At 61.6% G+C, this 15,042-nt stretch carries 12 protein-coding genes; 6 read left to right on the top strand and 6 right to left on the bottom strand.

The genetic code is table 11. The features are described 5' to 3' along the window. The first annotated feature begins 379 nt into the window (after positions 1–379). Positions 380–2,473, top strand: coding sequence for an LTA synthase family protein (locus PMI34_RS17590; protein ID WP_008048962.1), 2,094 nt, complete (start codon positions 380–382; stop codon positions 2,471–2,473). 59 nt (positions 2,474–2,532) lie between these two features. Here PMI34_RS17590 and PMI34_RS28040 read toward each other — a convergent pair whose 3' ends face one another. Beyond that, complete coding sequence (locus PMI34_RS28040) at positions 2,533–2,691, bottom strand: DUF3309 family protein (RefSeq protein WP_177318803.1); 159 nt, start codon at positions 2,689–2,691, stop codon at positions 2,533–2,535. Positions 2,692–2,970: 279 nt separating this feature from the next. On the opposite strand from PMI34_RS28040, the gene PMI34_RS17580 reads away from it, so the two are divergent. From PMI34_RS17580 to csrA, 3 genes are all read left to right on the top strand, one after another. Beyond that, entirely contained in the window at positions 2,971–3,786 is an 816-nt protein-coding gene (locus PMI34_RS17580; protein WP_008048965.1) for an SDR family oxidoreductase, read from the top strand. A gap of 64 nt (positions 3,787–3,850) precedes the next feature. Further along, the gene (locus PMI34_RS17575; protein WP_008004345.1) at positions 3,851–4,183 is read left to right on the top strand and encodes a YnfA family protein; all 333 of its coding nucleotides are present in this window, start codon (positions 3,851–3,853) and stop codon (positions 4,181–4,183) included. A 153-nt stretch (positions 4,184–4,336) separates the two neighbouring features. Next, a complete protein-coding gene (gene csrA / locus PMI34_RS17570) occupies positions 4,337–4,522 on the top strand; it encodes a carbon storage regulator CsrA (RefSeq protein ID WP_008048966.1) in 186 nt (61 codons plus the stop codon). Between the two features lie 5 nt (positions 4,523–4,527). Here csrA and PMI34_RS17565 read toward each other — a convergent pair whose 3' ends face one another. The 5 genes from PMI34_RS17565 to mnmC all read right to left on the bottom strand — a co-directional run bounded on the left by PMI34_RS17565 (position 4,528) and on the right by mnmC (position 11,958). Then, on the bottom strand, positions 4,528–4,755 hold the full coding sequence (locus tag PMI34_RS17565; RefSeq protein WP_003199186.1) for a YheU family protein: 228 nt from the start codon (positions 4,753–4,755) through the stop codon (positions 4,528–4,530). Positions 4,756–4,965: 210 nt separating this feature from the next. After that, the gene (locus tag PMI34_RS17560) at positions 4,966–6,156 is read right to left on the bottom strand and encodes an osmoprotectant NAGGN system M42 family peptidase (RefSeq protein WP_008048967.1); all 1,191 of its coding nucleotides are present in this window, start codon (positions 6,154–6,156) and stop codon (positions 4,966–4,968) included. 126 nt (positions 6,157–6,282) lie between these two features. Then, positions 6,283–8,031: an N-acetylglutaminylglutamine synthetase gene (ngg, locus tag PMI34_RS17555; protein ID WP_008048968.1), complete on the bottom strand. Its 1,749-nt coding sequence runs from the start codon at positions 8,029–8,031 to the stop codon at positions 6,283–6,285. A 3-nt stretch (positions 8,032–8,034) separates the two neighbouring features. After that, the gene (locus tag PMI34_RS17550) at positions 8,035–9,807 is read right to left on the bottom strand and encodes an N-acetylglutaminylglutamine amidotransferase (protein WP_008048970.1); all 1,773 of its coding nucleotides are present in this window, start codon (positions 9,805–9,807) and stop codon (positions 8,035–8,037) included. A 171-nt stretch (positions 9,808–9,978) separates the two neighbouring features. Next, a complete protein-coding gene (gene mnmC / locus PMI34_RS17545; protein ID WP_008048971.1) occupies positions 9,979–11,958 on the bottom strand; it encodes a bifunctional tRNA (5-methylaminomethyl-2-thiouridine)(34)-methyltransferase MnmD/FAD-dependent 5-carboxymethylaminomethyl-2-thiouridine(34) oxidoreductase MnmC in 1,980 nt (659 codons plus the stop codon). 153 nt (positions 11,959–12,111) lie between these two features. Here mnmC and pap point away from each other — a divergent pair, with 153 nt between their 5' ends. Together pap and PMI34_RS17535 are read left to right on the top strand one after the other, a co-directional pair. Then, on the top strand, positions 12,112–13,632 hold the full coding sequence (gene pap / locus PMI34_RS17540; protein WP_008048972.1) for a polyphosphate:AMP phosphotransferase: 1,521 nt from the start codon (positions 12,112–12,114) through the stop codon (positions 13,630–13,632). Between the two features lie 102 nt (positions 13,633–13,734). After that, positions 13,735–14,919: a thiolase family protein gene (locus PMI34_RS17535; RefSeq protein ID WP_008048973.1), complete on the top strand. Its 1,185-nt coding sequence runs from the start codon at positions 13,735–13,737 to the stop codon at positions 14,917–14,919. The last annotated feature ends 123 nt before the right edge of the window (positions 14,920–15,042 follow it).

A 15,042-nucleotide genomic window follows, 5' to 3' on the forward strand; every position in this document is an offset into this window, starting at 1 on the left:
GTAGCAGCTGCCGAGCCTGCGAGGCTGCGTTCGGCTGCGCAGCAGTCGTAAAACCCTGAGCCCCCGGTCTTCCTGAAGAACCGCGCCGGCTGATCTTACGACTGCTGCGCAGCCGAACGCAGGCTTCGCCAGCTGCTACAAAGAGCGTGTTTTGCCTGGGGTTTATTGTGTTTCCGGATATGCGTTGCACGAAATTTTCACAAAGTGTCCAAGACAATTCGCCCGCGCCAACATTGCGGACAGTAATCAATGGCAATGCTGCCGTTGATCGTGCAACATTTGCGCACCGCGCAATCCCCGGGGCCTGGTACTGGCCAAAAAGAGGGCAAGGCGCAGCTGTATTTTTGAAACTTCAACTTCCAATGGGTCCTAAAACGACATGGCAATCCCGGACGCCCTGAATCAGCAGCGAGCTTCTAGTCGCCTGCTGCAACCGACCGTCAAATCGCATCTGGCCTACACGTTGTTGTGTGCCCTGGTCATGATGGTCATGTTCAGCCTGCTGCGCGTCGCGCTGCTGGCTTACAACCGCTCGATGATCCTCGACACACCGGCCTCGACCTTCCTCGAGGCATTCGCCAACGGTCTGCGTTTCGACCTGCGTCTGGTGGTCTATCTCAGCATTCCGCTGCTGCTGGCACTGTTCAGCGCCCGGGCCATGGCGGCACGCGGGCTGTTCCGTCTGTGGCTGACGGTGGTCTCCAGCATTGCGCTGTTCCTGGGCCTGATGGAGATGGACTTCTATCGTGAGTTCCACCAGCGCCTCAACGGCCTGGTCTTCCAGTACGTCAAGGAAGATCCGAAAACCGTGATGAGCATGCTCTGGTACGGTTTCCCGGTGGTCCGTTACCTGCTGGCCTGGGCCGTGGGTACCTGGATCCTGAGCCTGGCATTCAAGGGCGCCGACCGTGCGACCCGTCCTCGTGGCCCGTTCAGTGGCGGCAGCATCGGCACACGCCAGGTTGCGCCGTGGTACGCGCGTATCGCGGTATTCGTGGTGTGCCTGCTGGTTTGCGTGGTCGCCGCCCGTGGCACCCTGCGCCAGGGCCCGCCGTTGCGTTGGGGTGATGTCTATACCACCGACTCGAATTTCGCCAACCAGTTGGGCCTCAACGGCACGCTGTCGCTGGTAGCCGCAGCCAAGAGCCGGATGTCCGAAGATCGCGACAATATCTGGAAGGCGACCCTGCCACAGCCACAAGCCCAGCAAGTGGTGCGTGACATGCTGGTGCTACCGGCCGAGAAACTGGTGGATGCCGACACCGCGGCGGTACGTCGCGATTACACCCCGCCAGCCGACAAGACCCTGCCGATCAAGAACGTCGTCGTGATCCTGATGGAAAGCATGGCCGGTCACTCGGTGGGTGCATTGGGTGGGCCGGGCAACATCACGCCGTACCTCGACAAGCTGTCGAAGGAAGGCTTGCTGTTCGACCGCTTCTTCTCCAACGGCACCCATACCCACCAGGGCATGTTCGCCACCATGGCCTGCTTCCCGAACCTGCCGGGTTTCGAATACCTGATGCAGACCCCGGAAGGCAGCCATAAGCTGTCCGGTTTGCCGCAGTTGCTCAGCGCCCGTGACTTTGACGACGTGTATGTCTACAACGGCGATTTCGCCTGGGACAACCAGTCGGGTTTCTTCAGCAACCAGGGCATGATCAACTTCATCGGCCGTAACGATTTCGTGAATCCGGTGTTCTCTGATCCGACCTGGGGCGTGTCCGACCAGGACATGTTCGACCGTGGCCTGGTCGAGCTCAAGGCACGGGAAAACGGCAAGCCGTTCTATGCCTTGCTGCAAACCCTGTCCAACCACACGCCTTACGCCTTGCCGACGCCATTGCCGGTCGAACGCGTGACCGATCGTGGCAGCCTGAACGAACACCTGACCGCCATGCGTTACTCGGACTGGGCGTTGGGCCAGTTCTTTGAAAAGGCCCGCAAGGAGCCGTACTTCAAGGAAACCCTGTTTGTCGTCGTCGGTGACCACGGTTTTGGTAACGAACAGCAGATCACCGAAATGGACCTGGGCCGCTTCAACGTGCCAATGCTGATGATCGCGCCGGGCATCCAGGAAAAATTCGGCCAGCGTGACCACACCGTGGGCACTCAGATCGACATCGTGCCGACCATCATGGGCCGCATCGGTGGCGAAGTTCGCCATCAGTGCTGGGGACGCGACCTGCTCAACCTGCCGCAAGGCGACGCGGGTATTGGTGTGATCAAGCCGTCAGGCAGCGAGCAGACCACGGCCATCCTCACCGCAGACCAGATTCTGGTCCTGCCGAAGGACAAGGACATGGCGCCGAAGTTGTATCAGTATGAATTGGGTGCCAACCCTCGCGCCGAAGTCATTGCCGATGCGCCGCGTACCGCGGACTTGAAACTCAAACTCGAAGCGTTCCTGCAAACAGCGACCAAGAGCCTGCTGGACAACACCGCCGGTGTTGTTGATGGCAAGCCGGACTAAGTTGTGACGCAATAGAAAAGAGGCCCCTCAAGGGCCTCTTTTTTTTGCCGGTCGGATATTTATATTCGGCCGAGCAAGAGCAGGATCAACAGCACCACCAATACGACGCCGAGGATTCCAGACGGGCCGTAACCCCAACTTCTGGAGTGCGGGAAGACCGGTAAACCACCGATCAGTAACAGGATCAGAATAATGATCAGTATTGTGCCCATATCTATTTCCTTGTCGAAAATGCAGTGGATTGACCATGCCAATCGAGGTCAGCGGGAATGAAGTAAATTCGGGCTGCTTAAAAACTCCGACTCTTGCGCTTGCAGGAAAATTCCAGGTTTTTTTGAAGTATTTCGGACGGGCTCTTATTTCTTTTGTGGTTGCCTTGGTTGCTACAGGCGCTCTCGCGGTTTGCTCGGGCCATTCAGCAATCTGATGGAGCGTGGGTCGGGCAGTTTCCTTCGTTACACTCGATGCATCTTCCGAGAACAACAAGGCTGTCTGCTATGCAAAATCGCATGATGATCACTGGTGCAGGCTCTGGCCTGGGTCGCGAAATCGCGCTGCGCTGGGCGCGTGAAGGCTGGCAACTGGCCTTGTCGGACGTCAGCGAGCCTGGCTTGCAGGAAACCTTGAAGCTGGTCCGCGAAGCGGGTGGCGACGGTTTTATCCAGCGCTGCGACGTACGCGATTACAGCCAGTTGACGGCGTTCGCCCAGGCTTGCGAGGTCAAGCTCGGTGGCATCGATGTCATCGTCAATAACGCGGGTGTAGCGTCTGGCGGGTTCTTCAGTGAATTGTCCCTGGAAGACTGGGACTGGCAGATCGCGATCAACCTGATGGGCGTGGTCAAGGGCTGCAAGGCGTTCCTGCCACTGCTGGAAAAAAGCAAAGGCAAGATCATCAACATCGCGTCCATGGCCGCGCTGATGCAAGGCCCGGCGATGAGCAACTACAACGTGGCCAAGGCGGGCGTGGTGGCGTTGTCCGAAAGCCTGCTGATCGAGCTGGCGCATCAGGAAGTCGGCGTGCATGTGGTGTGCCCGTCGTTCTTCCAGACCAACCTGCTGGACTCCTTCCGTGGTCCGACCCCGGCCATGAAAGCCCAGGTTGGCAAGTTGCTGGAAAGCTCGCCGATCAGCGCTGCCGACATTGCCGATTACATCTACCGGCAGGTCGCCGCCGGCGAGTTCATGATCCTGCCCCACGAACAGGGACGCATGGCCTGGGCGATCAAGCAGAAGAACCCGCAATTGCTCTACAACGAAATGACCGCCATGGCCGACAAAATGCGCGCCAAGGCCAGGCAATCCGCAAGCTGATCTTGCCCGCAGGCGACGCTGTGGTTAGGGTGGCCGCCATCGGCCATCCTCGCGAGACGCTTGCATGCTCAATTACCTGTGGTTTTTTCTCGCCGCGCTGTTCGAAATTGCCGGTTGCTTTGCCTTCTGGATGTGGCTGCGCCAGGGTAAAAGCATGTGGTGGGTGGTGCCGGCGCTCCTGAGCCTGACCCTGTTCGCCCTGCTGCTGACCCGGATCGAAGCCACCTACGCCGGCCGCGCCTACGCCGCTTACGGTGGCATCTACATCATTGCCTCAATCGGCTGGTTGGCCGTGGTCGAGCGGATTCGTCCGCTGGGTTCGGACTGGCTCGGCGTGGCGCTGTGTGTGATCGGCGCGAGCATCATCCTGTTCGGGCCGCGATTCTCCGCGTCCTGACAGATTGGTCCTACAATCAGCCGGTCTGTCAGACCTTTCTGTAAGTGTGGTGCGTCATGGCTGTCAGTCCGGTCTGGATTGCTGTCGGAGCATTGTAGGCGTACGGCGGGCCGGGCATCTTCAAGGGCCAGAAACCCCTGAAGGACACTCCTCATGCTCGTACTCACTCGCGTTGTGGGCGAAACCATTTCCATCGGTGACAACATTACCGTGCGCGTACTCGCGATCAACGGAAACAACATACGCTTTGGCGTCGAAGCACCGCAGGACGTCAGTGTGTACCGCTGCGAAATCTACCAACGGATCCAGAACAAACTGGAAAAAACCAAGGCGCGCTGAAGGCTTCAGTCAAACAGGTGCTTGGGCACGTCGTGCTTGAGCATCAGTTGGCATTGCTCGCTTTCCGGGTCGAAGACAATCAGTGCCTGGCCCTTGGTCAGCGCCTGGCGCACGCGCAGTACGCGGGTTTCCAGGGGGGTGTCGTCACCATTGTCCGTGCCGTCGCGGGTCACGAAATCCTCGATCAGGCGGGTGAGGGTGTCGACTTCAAGTTGGTCGTGGGGGATCAGCATAGGCACCTCGGTTGGATCAATGGCGCGATGCTACGGCGTATGGCCGGTATCGGCTAGCCTGGGATTTGATGTTGTCTGCACTGACGCCATCGCGAGCAAGCTCGCTCCCACAGGGTTCAGCGGCGAACCGAAGATTTGTGTTCACCACTGATCAACTGTGGGAGCGAGCTTGCTCGCGATAGCGGTTTACCCGGCGATGAAGATCCTGGATCAGTTCTCCGACCGCTGCCCCACCAGGCTGTCCACCGACGGCACCCGCGTATCGCTTTCCATCTGTGTGTCATGTTCGAGCTGATGGCTGAAGCGGTCCAGTGAGCCCTTGGCCGGCTGTGCATCGCTGGCAAACACGGGTGGGCTGAGGATGTACGCACCGAGCAGGCGGCTGAGGGCGGCGAGGCTGTCGATGTGGGTGCGCTCGTAACCATGGGTGGCGTCGCAGCCGAAGGCGAGCAGGGCGGTGCGAATGTCGTGGCCGGCGGTCACCGCCGAATGGGCGTCGCTGAAGTAGTAGCGAAACAGGTCCCGGCGTGCCGGCAACTCGTTGTCGCCGGCCAGGCGCAGGAGGTGGCGCGACAGGTGATAGTCATAGGGCCCGCCAGAATCCTGCATCGCGATGCTCACCGCGTGCTCGCTGGAGTGTTGGCCTGGCGCGACTGGTGCGATGTCGATGCCGACGAACTCACTGACGTCCCAGGGCAACGCCGCCGCGGCACCGCTGCCGGTTTCCTCGGTGATGGTGAACAACGGATGGCAGTCGATCATCAGCTCTTGGCCACTGTCGACGATGGCCTTGAGCGCCGCCAGCAGCGCGGCCACCCCAGCCTTGTCGTCGAGGTGACGGGCGCTGATGTGGCCGCTTTCGGTGAACTCCGGCAATGGGTCGAAGGCGACGAAGTCGCCGACGCTGATGCCCAGCGACTCGCAGTCGGCACGGGTGGCGCAGTAGGCGTCCAGGCGCAACTCGATGTGATCCCAACTGATCGGCATCTCATCCACGGCGGTATTGAATGCGTGCCCGGAAGCCATCAGCGGCAAGACGCTGCCGCGGATCACGCCATTGTCGGTAAACAGGCTGACCCGGCTACCCTCGGCAAAGCGGCTGGACCAGCAGCCGACAGGCGCGAGGGTCAGGCGGCCGTTGTCCTTCACTGCACGCACCGCCGCGCCGATGGTGTCCAGGTGGGCGGAAACGGCGCGGTCGGGGCTGTTTTTCTTGCCCTTGAGCGTGGCGCGGATGGTGCCGCGACGGGTCAGCTCGAAGGGAATGCCCAGTTCTTCAAGGCGTTCGGCGACGTAGCGCACGATGGTGTCGGTGAACCCGGTGGGGCTGGGAATGGCGAGCATTTCCAGCAGGACTTTTTGCAGGTAGACGAGGTCCGGTTCGGGGATTTTACTGGTCATGGAAACTCCTGATGAGTTGAGGCGCCTTTCAGGACGCCTTCGCGAGCAAGCCCGCTCCCACAGGGAAATGCGATCAAAAGTGGGAGCGGGCTTGCTCGCGAAAGGGCCAGTCCAGACACCACAGAACTAAGGCACCACCGGCTGACTGTGCGGAAACAGCAAATCCACAAACCGCTCCGCCGTGGGTTGCGGTTCGTGATTGGCCAGCCCGGCCCGTTCGTTGGCTTCGATAAACACATAGTCCGGCTGGTCAGCGGCGGACACCATCAGGTCGAGGCCGACCATGGGAATGTCCAGCGCCCGCGCGGCCCGCACGGCGGCGTCCACCAGCGTCGGGTGCAGGATCTCCGTGACGTCTTCAAGCACGCCGCCGGTATGAAGATTCGCCGTGCGCCGTACGAACAGGTGCTCACCGGCCGGCAGAATGCTGCTGTAGTCGTATCCGGCGGCACGCAAGGTGCGTTGGGTTTCCTGGTCCTGCGGGATCTTGCTTTCGCCGCCCGTGGCTGCTTGTCGTCGCCGGCTCTGGGCTTCGATCAATGCACCGATGGAGTGCTGGCCGTCGCCCACCACTTCGGCCGGCCGGCGAATGGCGGCGGCGACCACTTCAAAACCGATCACCACAATGCGCAGGTCCAGGCCTTCGTGGAAACTTTCCAGCAGCACGCGGCTGTCGAAGTGGCGAGCGGCTTCCATGGCTTGCTGCACCTCCTCTATGGTGCGCAAATCCACCGCCACCCCTTGGCCCTGTTCACCATCGAGTGGCTTGACCACCACGCGCTGGTGTTCATCGAGGAACGCCAGGTTGTCATCGGCGTTACCCGCCAGTTGCTGCGCCGGCAGGTTCAAGCCGGCTGCCTTGAGCACTTTGTGGGTCAGGCTTTTGTCCTGGCACAGGGTCATGCTGACGGCGCTGGTCAGGTCGCTCAGGGATTCGCGACAGCGTACCCGGCGCCCGCCATGGCTGAGGGTGAACATCCCGGCGTCGGCGTCATCGACATGCACATCGATGCCGCGACGGTGTGCTTCCTCGACAATGATCCGCGCGTAAGGGTTGAACGCGGCTTCCGGGCCGGGACCGAGAAACAGCGGCTGATTGATGCCGTTCTTGCGCTTGATGGCGAAGGTCGTCAGGTTGCGAAAACCGAGCTTGGCGTAAAGGCTTTTCGCCTGGCGGTTGTCGTGCAGCACCGACAGGTCGAGGCAGGCGAGCCCGCGGCTCATGAAGTGTTCGATCAAATGCCGCACCAGCACTTCACCGACACCCGGCCGCGCACAATGCGGGTCGACCGCCAGGCACCACAGGCTGCTGCCGTGTTCCGGATCGTTGAAGGCCTTTTCATGATTGAGGCCCATGACGCTACCGATGATCGCGCCGCTGTCCTCATCTTCGGCAAGCCAGTACACCGGGCCGCCCAGATGACGCGGCGTCAACAGGGTGGCGTCGATCGGTAGCATGCCGCGGGCCTGATACAGCTGGTTGATCGCCTGCCAGTCGGCATCGCTTTGCGCGCGTCGAATACGAAAACCACGAAACACCCGTGTCGCCTGACGGTAGTCGCTGAACCATAGGCGCAAGGTATCGGACGGGTCGAGGAACAGCTGCGTCGGCTCCAGCCCCAGCACTTGCTGGGGCGCGGCGACGTACAGGGCAATGTCCCGCTCGCCGGGCTGCTCGTTGAGCAACTCGCCGGCGAGGCTCGCGGCATCGGCAAAGGTGTGGCCGATCAGCAAGCGCCCCCAGCCGCAATGCACGGCGATCGGCGCCCCGCCGAGTTCACTGCCATCCTCGGCCAGGCGTGCCTGCAAGCGTTCGTAGGAGGGTGACTGGCCGCGCAACAGGCGTTGGCTGAAAGCCGTGGCGTGAGGTTTCATCGGTCAGATTCCTTGTTCGCTGAGCCATAGGTTGAGGGCCGCCAGTTGCCACAGCTTCGAGCCGCGCAATGGTGTCAATTGCCCCTGCGGATCAGTCAGTAGACGGTCGAGCATCGCGGGGTTGAACAGGCCGCGATCCTGGCCGGGATCGAGCAGCAGCTCGCGCACCCACTCCAGCGTATCGCCTTGCAAATGCTTGAGGCCCGGCACCGGGAAGTAACCTTTCTTGCGGTCGATCACTTCGCTGGGAATCACTTGTCGCGCCGCTTCTTTCAAGACTTGCTTGCCGCCGTCCGGCAGTTTGAAACGCCCCGGAATCCGTGCCGACAGCTCCACCAGGCGGTAATCGAGAAACGGCGTGCGCGCTTCCAGGCCCCAGGCCATGGTCATGTTGTCGACCCGCTTGACCGGGTCGTCCACCAGCATCACCGTGCTGTCCAGACGCAAGGCCTTGTCCACCGCCGCATCGGCACCAGGCAGGGCGAAGTGGGCTTTGACGAAGTCACCGGCGGCGTCATTGGCGGTCAGCCATTTCGGTTGCACGGTGGCGGCGTAGTCATCGTAACTGCGGTCGAAAAACGCCTCGCGGTACGCGGCATACGGATCACTCGCGCCATCCACTTGCGGATACCAGTGGTAACCGGCGAACAGTTCATCGGCGCCCTGGCCGCTTTGTACCACCTTGCAGTGTTTGGCCACTTCCCGGGACAACAGGTAGAAGGCGATGCAGTCATGGCTGACCATCGGCTCGCTCATGGCGCGGAACGCGGCGGGCAGTTGTTCGATGATTTCCTTTTCGTCGATGCGCAGTTGATGGTGCTGCGTGTCGTAGTGCCGGGCGATCAGGTCCGAATACTGGAACTCGTCCCCACGCTCGCCGCCGGCATCCTGAAAGCCGATGGAGAAGGTCGACAGATTGTCCACGCCGACTTCCCGCAACAGGCCCACCAGCAGGCTTGAATCGACACCGCCCGATAGCAGCACGCCGACATCCACTGCCGCGCGTTGGCGGATGGCGACCGCTTCGCGGGTACTGTCGAGCACACGGTCGCGCCAGTCTTCGAGGGTCAGATCCGTCTCATCGGGGTGAGGGCCATAGGGCAGGGTCCACCAGGTTTTCTGCTCGGTGCGGCCATTGGCTTCGATGCGCATCCAGGTGGCCGGCGGCAGTTTTTCAATGCCCGCCAGCAAGGTGCGCGGTGCCGGGACCACAGCGTGGAAATTCAGGTAGTGATTGAGCGCCACGGGATCGAGGATCGGGTTGATGTCGCCGCCCTTGAGCAATGCCGGCAGAGTCGAGGCGAAGCGCAGGCGCTGGCCGGTGCGCGACAGGTACAGCGGTTTCACGCCGAGACGGTCGCGGGCGATGAACAGGCGTTGGGCATCGCGCTCCCAGATGGCAAAGGCAAACATGCCATTGAGTTTCGGTAGCAAGGCCTCGCCCCAGGCGTGATAGCCCTTGAGCAACACTTCGGTGTCGCCACCGGAATAGAAGGCGTAACCCAGGCTTTCAAGCTCGGCGCGCAGCTCCGGAAAGTTGTAGATCGCCCCGTTGAAGGCCAGGGACAAACCCAGTTGCGGATCTATCATCGGCTGCGCCGAGCCGTCCGACAGGTCCATGATTTTCAGGCGCCGGTGGCCCAGGGCAATCGGTCCCTGGCTATGAAAACCCCAGGCGTCGGGGCCGCGAGGGGCCAGGTGATGGGTGATTCGTTCAATGGCTGCAAGGTCTGCAGGTTGATGATCAAAACGTAACTCGCCAGCTAATCCGCACATATATTCCTTACCGGTTTTTCCGTTGGGGAGGGTCGATCGATACCGCGCCGAAACAGCGGGTACTCAGAAAGTGACCCTCCTCGGTAAGGGGAGTTTTAGATCAATGAGTTATATGCGCGACAGACCACGGCCGAGTCCCCCCCGTGAGGGCGACTTCGGCTACCGTATCGACTACTTGCCGCGGATAAGACGCCGCAAGGCAAACCGATTGGGATGACAGGCTTCGGCCACGCTTCTGGGCAACGGCAGGGGTTCGTTGTCCAGCCAGGCTGCCAGCAGTTCTCCGGACAGCGGCGCGGTGATCAGGCCGCGCGAGCCGTGACCGCTGTTGATGTACAAACCGTCAAGCCATGGGCATTCGACATCCGGCACCTGCCGGGCGTCCTTGCCCAGTGCCGCATACGCCTGAGTGAACGCCTGGGTGTCGGCCAACGGGCCGACGATCGGCAGGTAGTCGGGGCTGGTGCAGCGAAATGCAGCGCGCCCCCGGAGACTTTCAGGCGCAAGTTTATCGGCCTGTAAACGCTCCACCAGATCGTGGGAAATCTCTTCGAGCATGGCCATGTTACCCAGGTGTTCTGCCGTGGTCGGCGTCAGGTCATCGCTCTTGAAATCGAAACTGGCCCCCAGGGTGTGTTCGCCCAAACGGGCAGGGGCGACATAGCCTTCGGCACACACCACGGTGCTCAGGGCCTGGCTTTGCGGCGTCTGCGCCAGGCGGGTGATTTGCCCGCGAATGCGCTTGAGCGGCAACTCGGCGCTCTCGGGGAAACGCTGGATTTCAGCCGCACCGGCGAGCACCACCACAGGTGCTTCGGCAAGCAAGCGTTCGCCGTCCCAGGCTTGCCACTGGCCCTCAATCTTGCGCAGTTGCAGCGCATCGTGATGGGTGAGCAATTGAATCTGTGGATGTGCAGCCTGCCATTGACACAGCGCCGGTGGGTGGACCCAGCCGCCTTCGGGATAGAACAGGCCGCCGTGTGCCAGCCCGATACCGGCCACGGCCTGTGCCTCGGGTTGATTCAGCAGGTGCAGCAGGTCCGCTGGAAACGCCGCGGCCAATTGCGCCTGACGTTCGGCTTCCTTGGCATTGAAGGCCAGTTGCAACACGCCGCAATCGTCCCAGTCGCGGCCCCGTTGCAAGTGTTCGAGCAGGCGTCGGGTGTAGCCGAACCCACTGACGATCATTTGCGACAGCGCCGTGCCGTGGGCGGATAACTTCAGGTAGAGCACGCCCTGCGGGTTGCCCGAGGCTTCCTGGGCGATGGCGTCGTGGCGCTCCAGCAAAGTCACTTGCCAGCCCCGCGCGGCGAGGCTGGCGGCACTGGCACAACCGGCCAGCCCTGCGCCGATTACCAGCGCCCGGCGTTCGTCGCTCGGCGGTGCCGGTCGGGCAAACCAGGGTTTGTCGGGCGCCGGGACGGGCACGTCCTGGGGCCAGCCGAGGAACTCGCCGCGCAGAATTTCCCATTTATGGCCGATGCCGGGGGTGCGTTTCATCTTGAAACCGGCGGCGTTGAGCAGGCGCCGCACCCAGCCGGTGCTGGTGAAGGTGCTGATGGATGCACCGGGGGCGGCCAGGCGAGCCAGTTCGGCAAACAGCTCGGCGGTCCACATGTCGGGGTTCTTCGCCGGAGCGAAACCGTCGAGGAACCAGGCGTCGATTCGGGCATCGAGTTGCGGCAGTTGCTCCAGTGCATCGCCGATCAGCAGCGTCAGGGTCACGCGGCCGTGGTCCAGCGTCAGGCGCTGAAAGCCCTGATGGATGGCCACGTATTGCTCAAGCAGTTGATCGGCAAACACCTTGAGTTCCGGCCACAGCGCCAGGGCCCGTTGCAAGTCGTCGTGGCTCAACGGGTACTTCTCGACGCTGACAAAATGCAGCCGCGCACCGGCCGCGGCGTGTTGCTCGAATACCTGCCAGGCGCACAAGAAATTCAGCCCGGTGCCGAACCCGGTTTCCCCGATGACCAGCCGCCCGCCATCGGGCAAGGCCGCAAAGCGTTCCGCCAGACGGTTCTGCTCAATAAAGACATAGCGGGTTTCGTCCAGCCCCGACTGGTCGGAGAAATACACATCGTCGAACACTCGCGAATACGGGCGACCTTGGTCGTCCCAGTCGAGCTGGGCGTGGGGCAATACAGGTTTCATGGCAGGCTCGGCAACGGCAAGGCTGCCATTCTAGCCGATCGACGGCGTGGTGCTTGATCCGTGGCAAGGTATGCATTGGCCGAGACCGGGAGAATCTCTGCTGGCCTTCAGTTCAATCCGCTAGTCTTGCTCACATCTGGAAGGGAGCCGCTCATGTTTGAATCCGCCGAAATCGATCACGCCATCGACAAAGAAACCTACGACGCCGAAATCCCGGCACTGCGCGAAGCGTTGCTCGAAGCGCAATTCGAATTGCAGCAGCAACGCCGCTTCCCGGTGATCATTTTGATCAATGGCATCGAAGGTGCCGGCAAGGGTGAGACGATCAAGGTGCTCAACGAGTGGATGGACCCGCGCTTGATCGAGGTCCGCACCTTCGATCAGCAAACCGACGAAGAGCTGGCACGGCCACCGGCCTGGCGGTACTGGCGGATGCTTCCGGCCAAGGGCCGCATGGGGATTTTCTTCGGCAACTGGTACAGCCAGATGCTGCAGGGACGGGTCCATGGCGAGTTCAAGGACCCCCGGCTCGACCAGGCGATCAACGGGGCCGAGCGCCTGGAAAAAATGCTCTGTGACGAAGGTGCGCTGATCTTCAAGTTCTGGTTCCACCTCTCCAAGAAGCAAATGAAGGCGCGCCTCAAGGCATTGGCCGACGACCCGCTGCACAGCTGGCGCATCAGCCCGCTGGACTGGCAGCAGTCGCAAACCTACGACCGCTTCGTGAAGTACGGTGAGCGGGTCTTGCGCCGCACCAGTCGCGACTATGCACCCTGGCATGTGATCGCCGGGGCGGATGCCCATTATCGCAACCTGGCCGTGGGGCGGATTCTGCTGGCGGGCCTGCATGGCGCATTGAAGCGGCCGACGATCCATCCTGAAAAGGTCAGCGCCGCGCCAGTGTTCCCCAGTGTCGATCAAGTGAATTTGCTCGACAGCCTGGACCTGGCCCTGCACCTGGACAAGGAAGATTACGAAGAACAGCTGATCACCGAGCAGGCGCGGTTTTCCGGGCTGATGCGTGACAAACGCATGCGCCGGCACGCACTGGTGGCGGTATTCGAGGGCAACGACGCGGCCGGCAAGGGCGGGGCGATCCGCCGGGTAGCGGCGGCACTGGACCCACGTCAGTACAGCATCGTACCGATTGCCGCACCCACCGAAGAAGAACGGGCGCAACCGTATCTGTGGCGCTTCTGGCGGCACCTGCCGGCCCGGGGCAAGTTCACCGTATTCGACCGCTCCTGGTATGGCCGGGTGTTGGTGGAGCGCATCGAAGGTTTTTGCAGCCCGGCGGACTGGCTGCGTGCCTACGGTGAAATCAACGATTTCGAAGAACAGCTCACCGACGCCAGTGTGATCGTGGTCAAGTTCTGGCTGTCCATCGACAAACAGACGCAACTGGAGCGCTTCGAAGAGCGCGAGAAGATTCCCTTCAAGCGCTTCAAGATCACTGAAGACGACTGGCGCAACCGTGAAAAATGGGATGACTATCGCGCGGCGGTCGGCGACATGGTCGACCGTACCAGCACCGAGATTGCGCCATGGACCCTGGTGGAAGCCAACGACAAGCGCTGGGCACGGGTCAAGGTGCTGCGCACCATCAACCGGGCATTGGAAGAAGCGTTCGAAAAATCCGACCAGCATGAAGGCAAGCGTAAGGACAAGGATTGAAGCGATGGTTACGCATACGCGAGGTGAATGATTGTCGCGGTCGGTGAAGGGCTGGACTTATGCTCGGTCCACTCTCAACCGATAACAACAATGAGGTATGCCATGCGTGAAGTGGTGATCGTCGACAGCGTGCGGACCGGCCTGGCCAAATCCTTTCGCGGCAAATTCAACATGACCCGCCCGGACGACATGGCGGCACACTGTGTCGATGCCCTGTTGGCGCGCACCGGTATCGATCCGGCGAGCGTCGAGGACTGCATCGTCGGTGCGGGCTCCAATGAGGGCGCCCAGGGTTTCAATATCGGTCGCAACGTCGCGGTGCTCTCGCGCCTGGGTATCGGCACGGCCGGCATGACCCTCAATCGGTTCTGTTCCTCGGGCTTGCAGGCGATCGCCATTGCCGCCAACCAGATCGCTTCGGGTTGCAGCGACATCATCGTCGCCGGCGGTGTCGAGTCCATCAGCCTGACCATGAAGAGCGTCAACACCGACAACCTGATCAACCCACTGCTCAAGGAGCAGGTGCCGGGCATCTATTTCCCGATGGGCCAGACTGCTGAAATCGTCGCGCGTCGGTACAACGTCAGTCGCCAAGAGCAGGACCTCTACGCGCTGCAAAGCCAGCAACGTACCGCAGAGGCTCAGGCCGCCGGGTTGTTCACCGACGAAATCGTGCCGATGGCGGTGAAGTATCGCGTTGAAGACAAGGCTACCGGTCAGGCAAAGATCCTCGACGGCATCGTCGACCGTGATGACTGCAACCGCCCGGACACCACCCTGGAAAGCCTGGCCGGATTGAAACCGGTGTTCGCCGAAGATGGCTCGGTCACGGCGGGCAACTCTTCGCAGCTGTCCGACGGCGCGTCCATGACCTTGGTGATGAGCCTGGAGAAAGCGCTGGAACTGGGGCTCAAGCCGAAAGCGTTCTTCCGCGGGTTTACCGTGGCCGGTTGCGCGCCGGACGAAATGGGCATCGGCCCGGTGTTTTCGGTACCGAAACTGCTCAAGGCCAAAGGCTTGCGGGTTGACGACGTCGACCTGTGGGAACTCAACGAAGCGTTCGCCTCGCAGTGCCTGTACAGCCGCAACCGCCTGGAAATCGACAACGCCCGGTACAACGTCAACGGCGGCTCGATTTCCATCGGTCACCCGTTCGGCATGACTGGCTCGCGTCAGGTCGGGCATCTGGTTCGTGAGTTGCAGCGACGCAATCTGCGTTACGGCATCGTCACCATGTGCGTGGGGGGCGGGATGGGGGCGACCGGGCTGTTCGAAGCGGTGCGCTAGGCCTCGATATTTCTCGTTGTCAGTTAGATAGCCATCGCGAGCAAGCTCGCTCCCACAGGTTCTGTGGCGCCCAAAGAACCTGTGGGAGCGAGCTTGCTCGCGATGGGCGCGCCACGGTCAAAA

The sequence above is a fragment of the Pseudomonas sp. GM74 genome (genome assembly GCF_000282455.1).
GTDB lineage: Bacteria > Pseudomonadota > Gammaproteobacteria > Pseudomonadales > Pseudomonadaceae > Aquipseudomonas.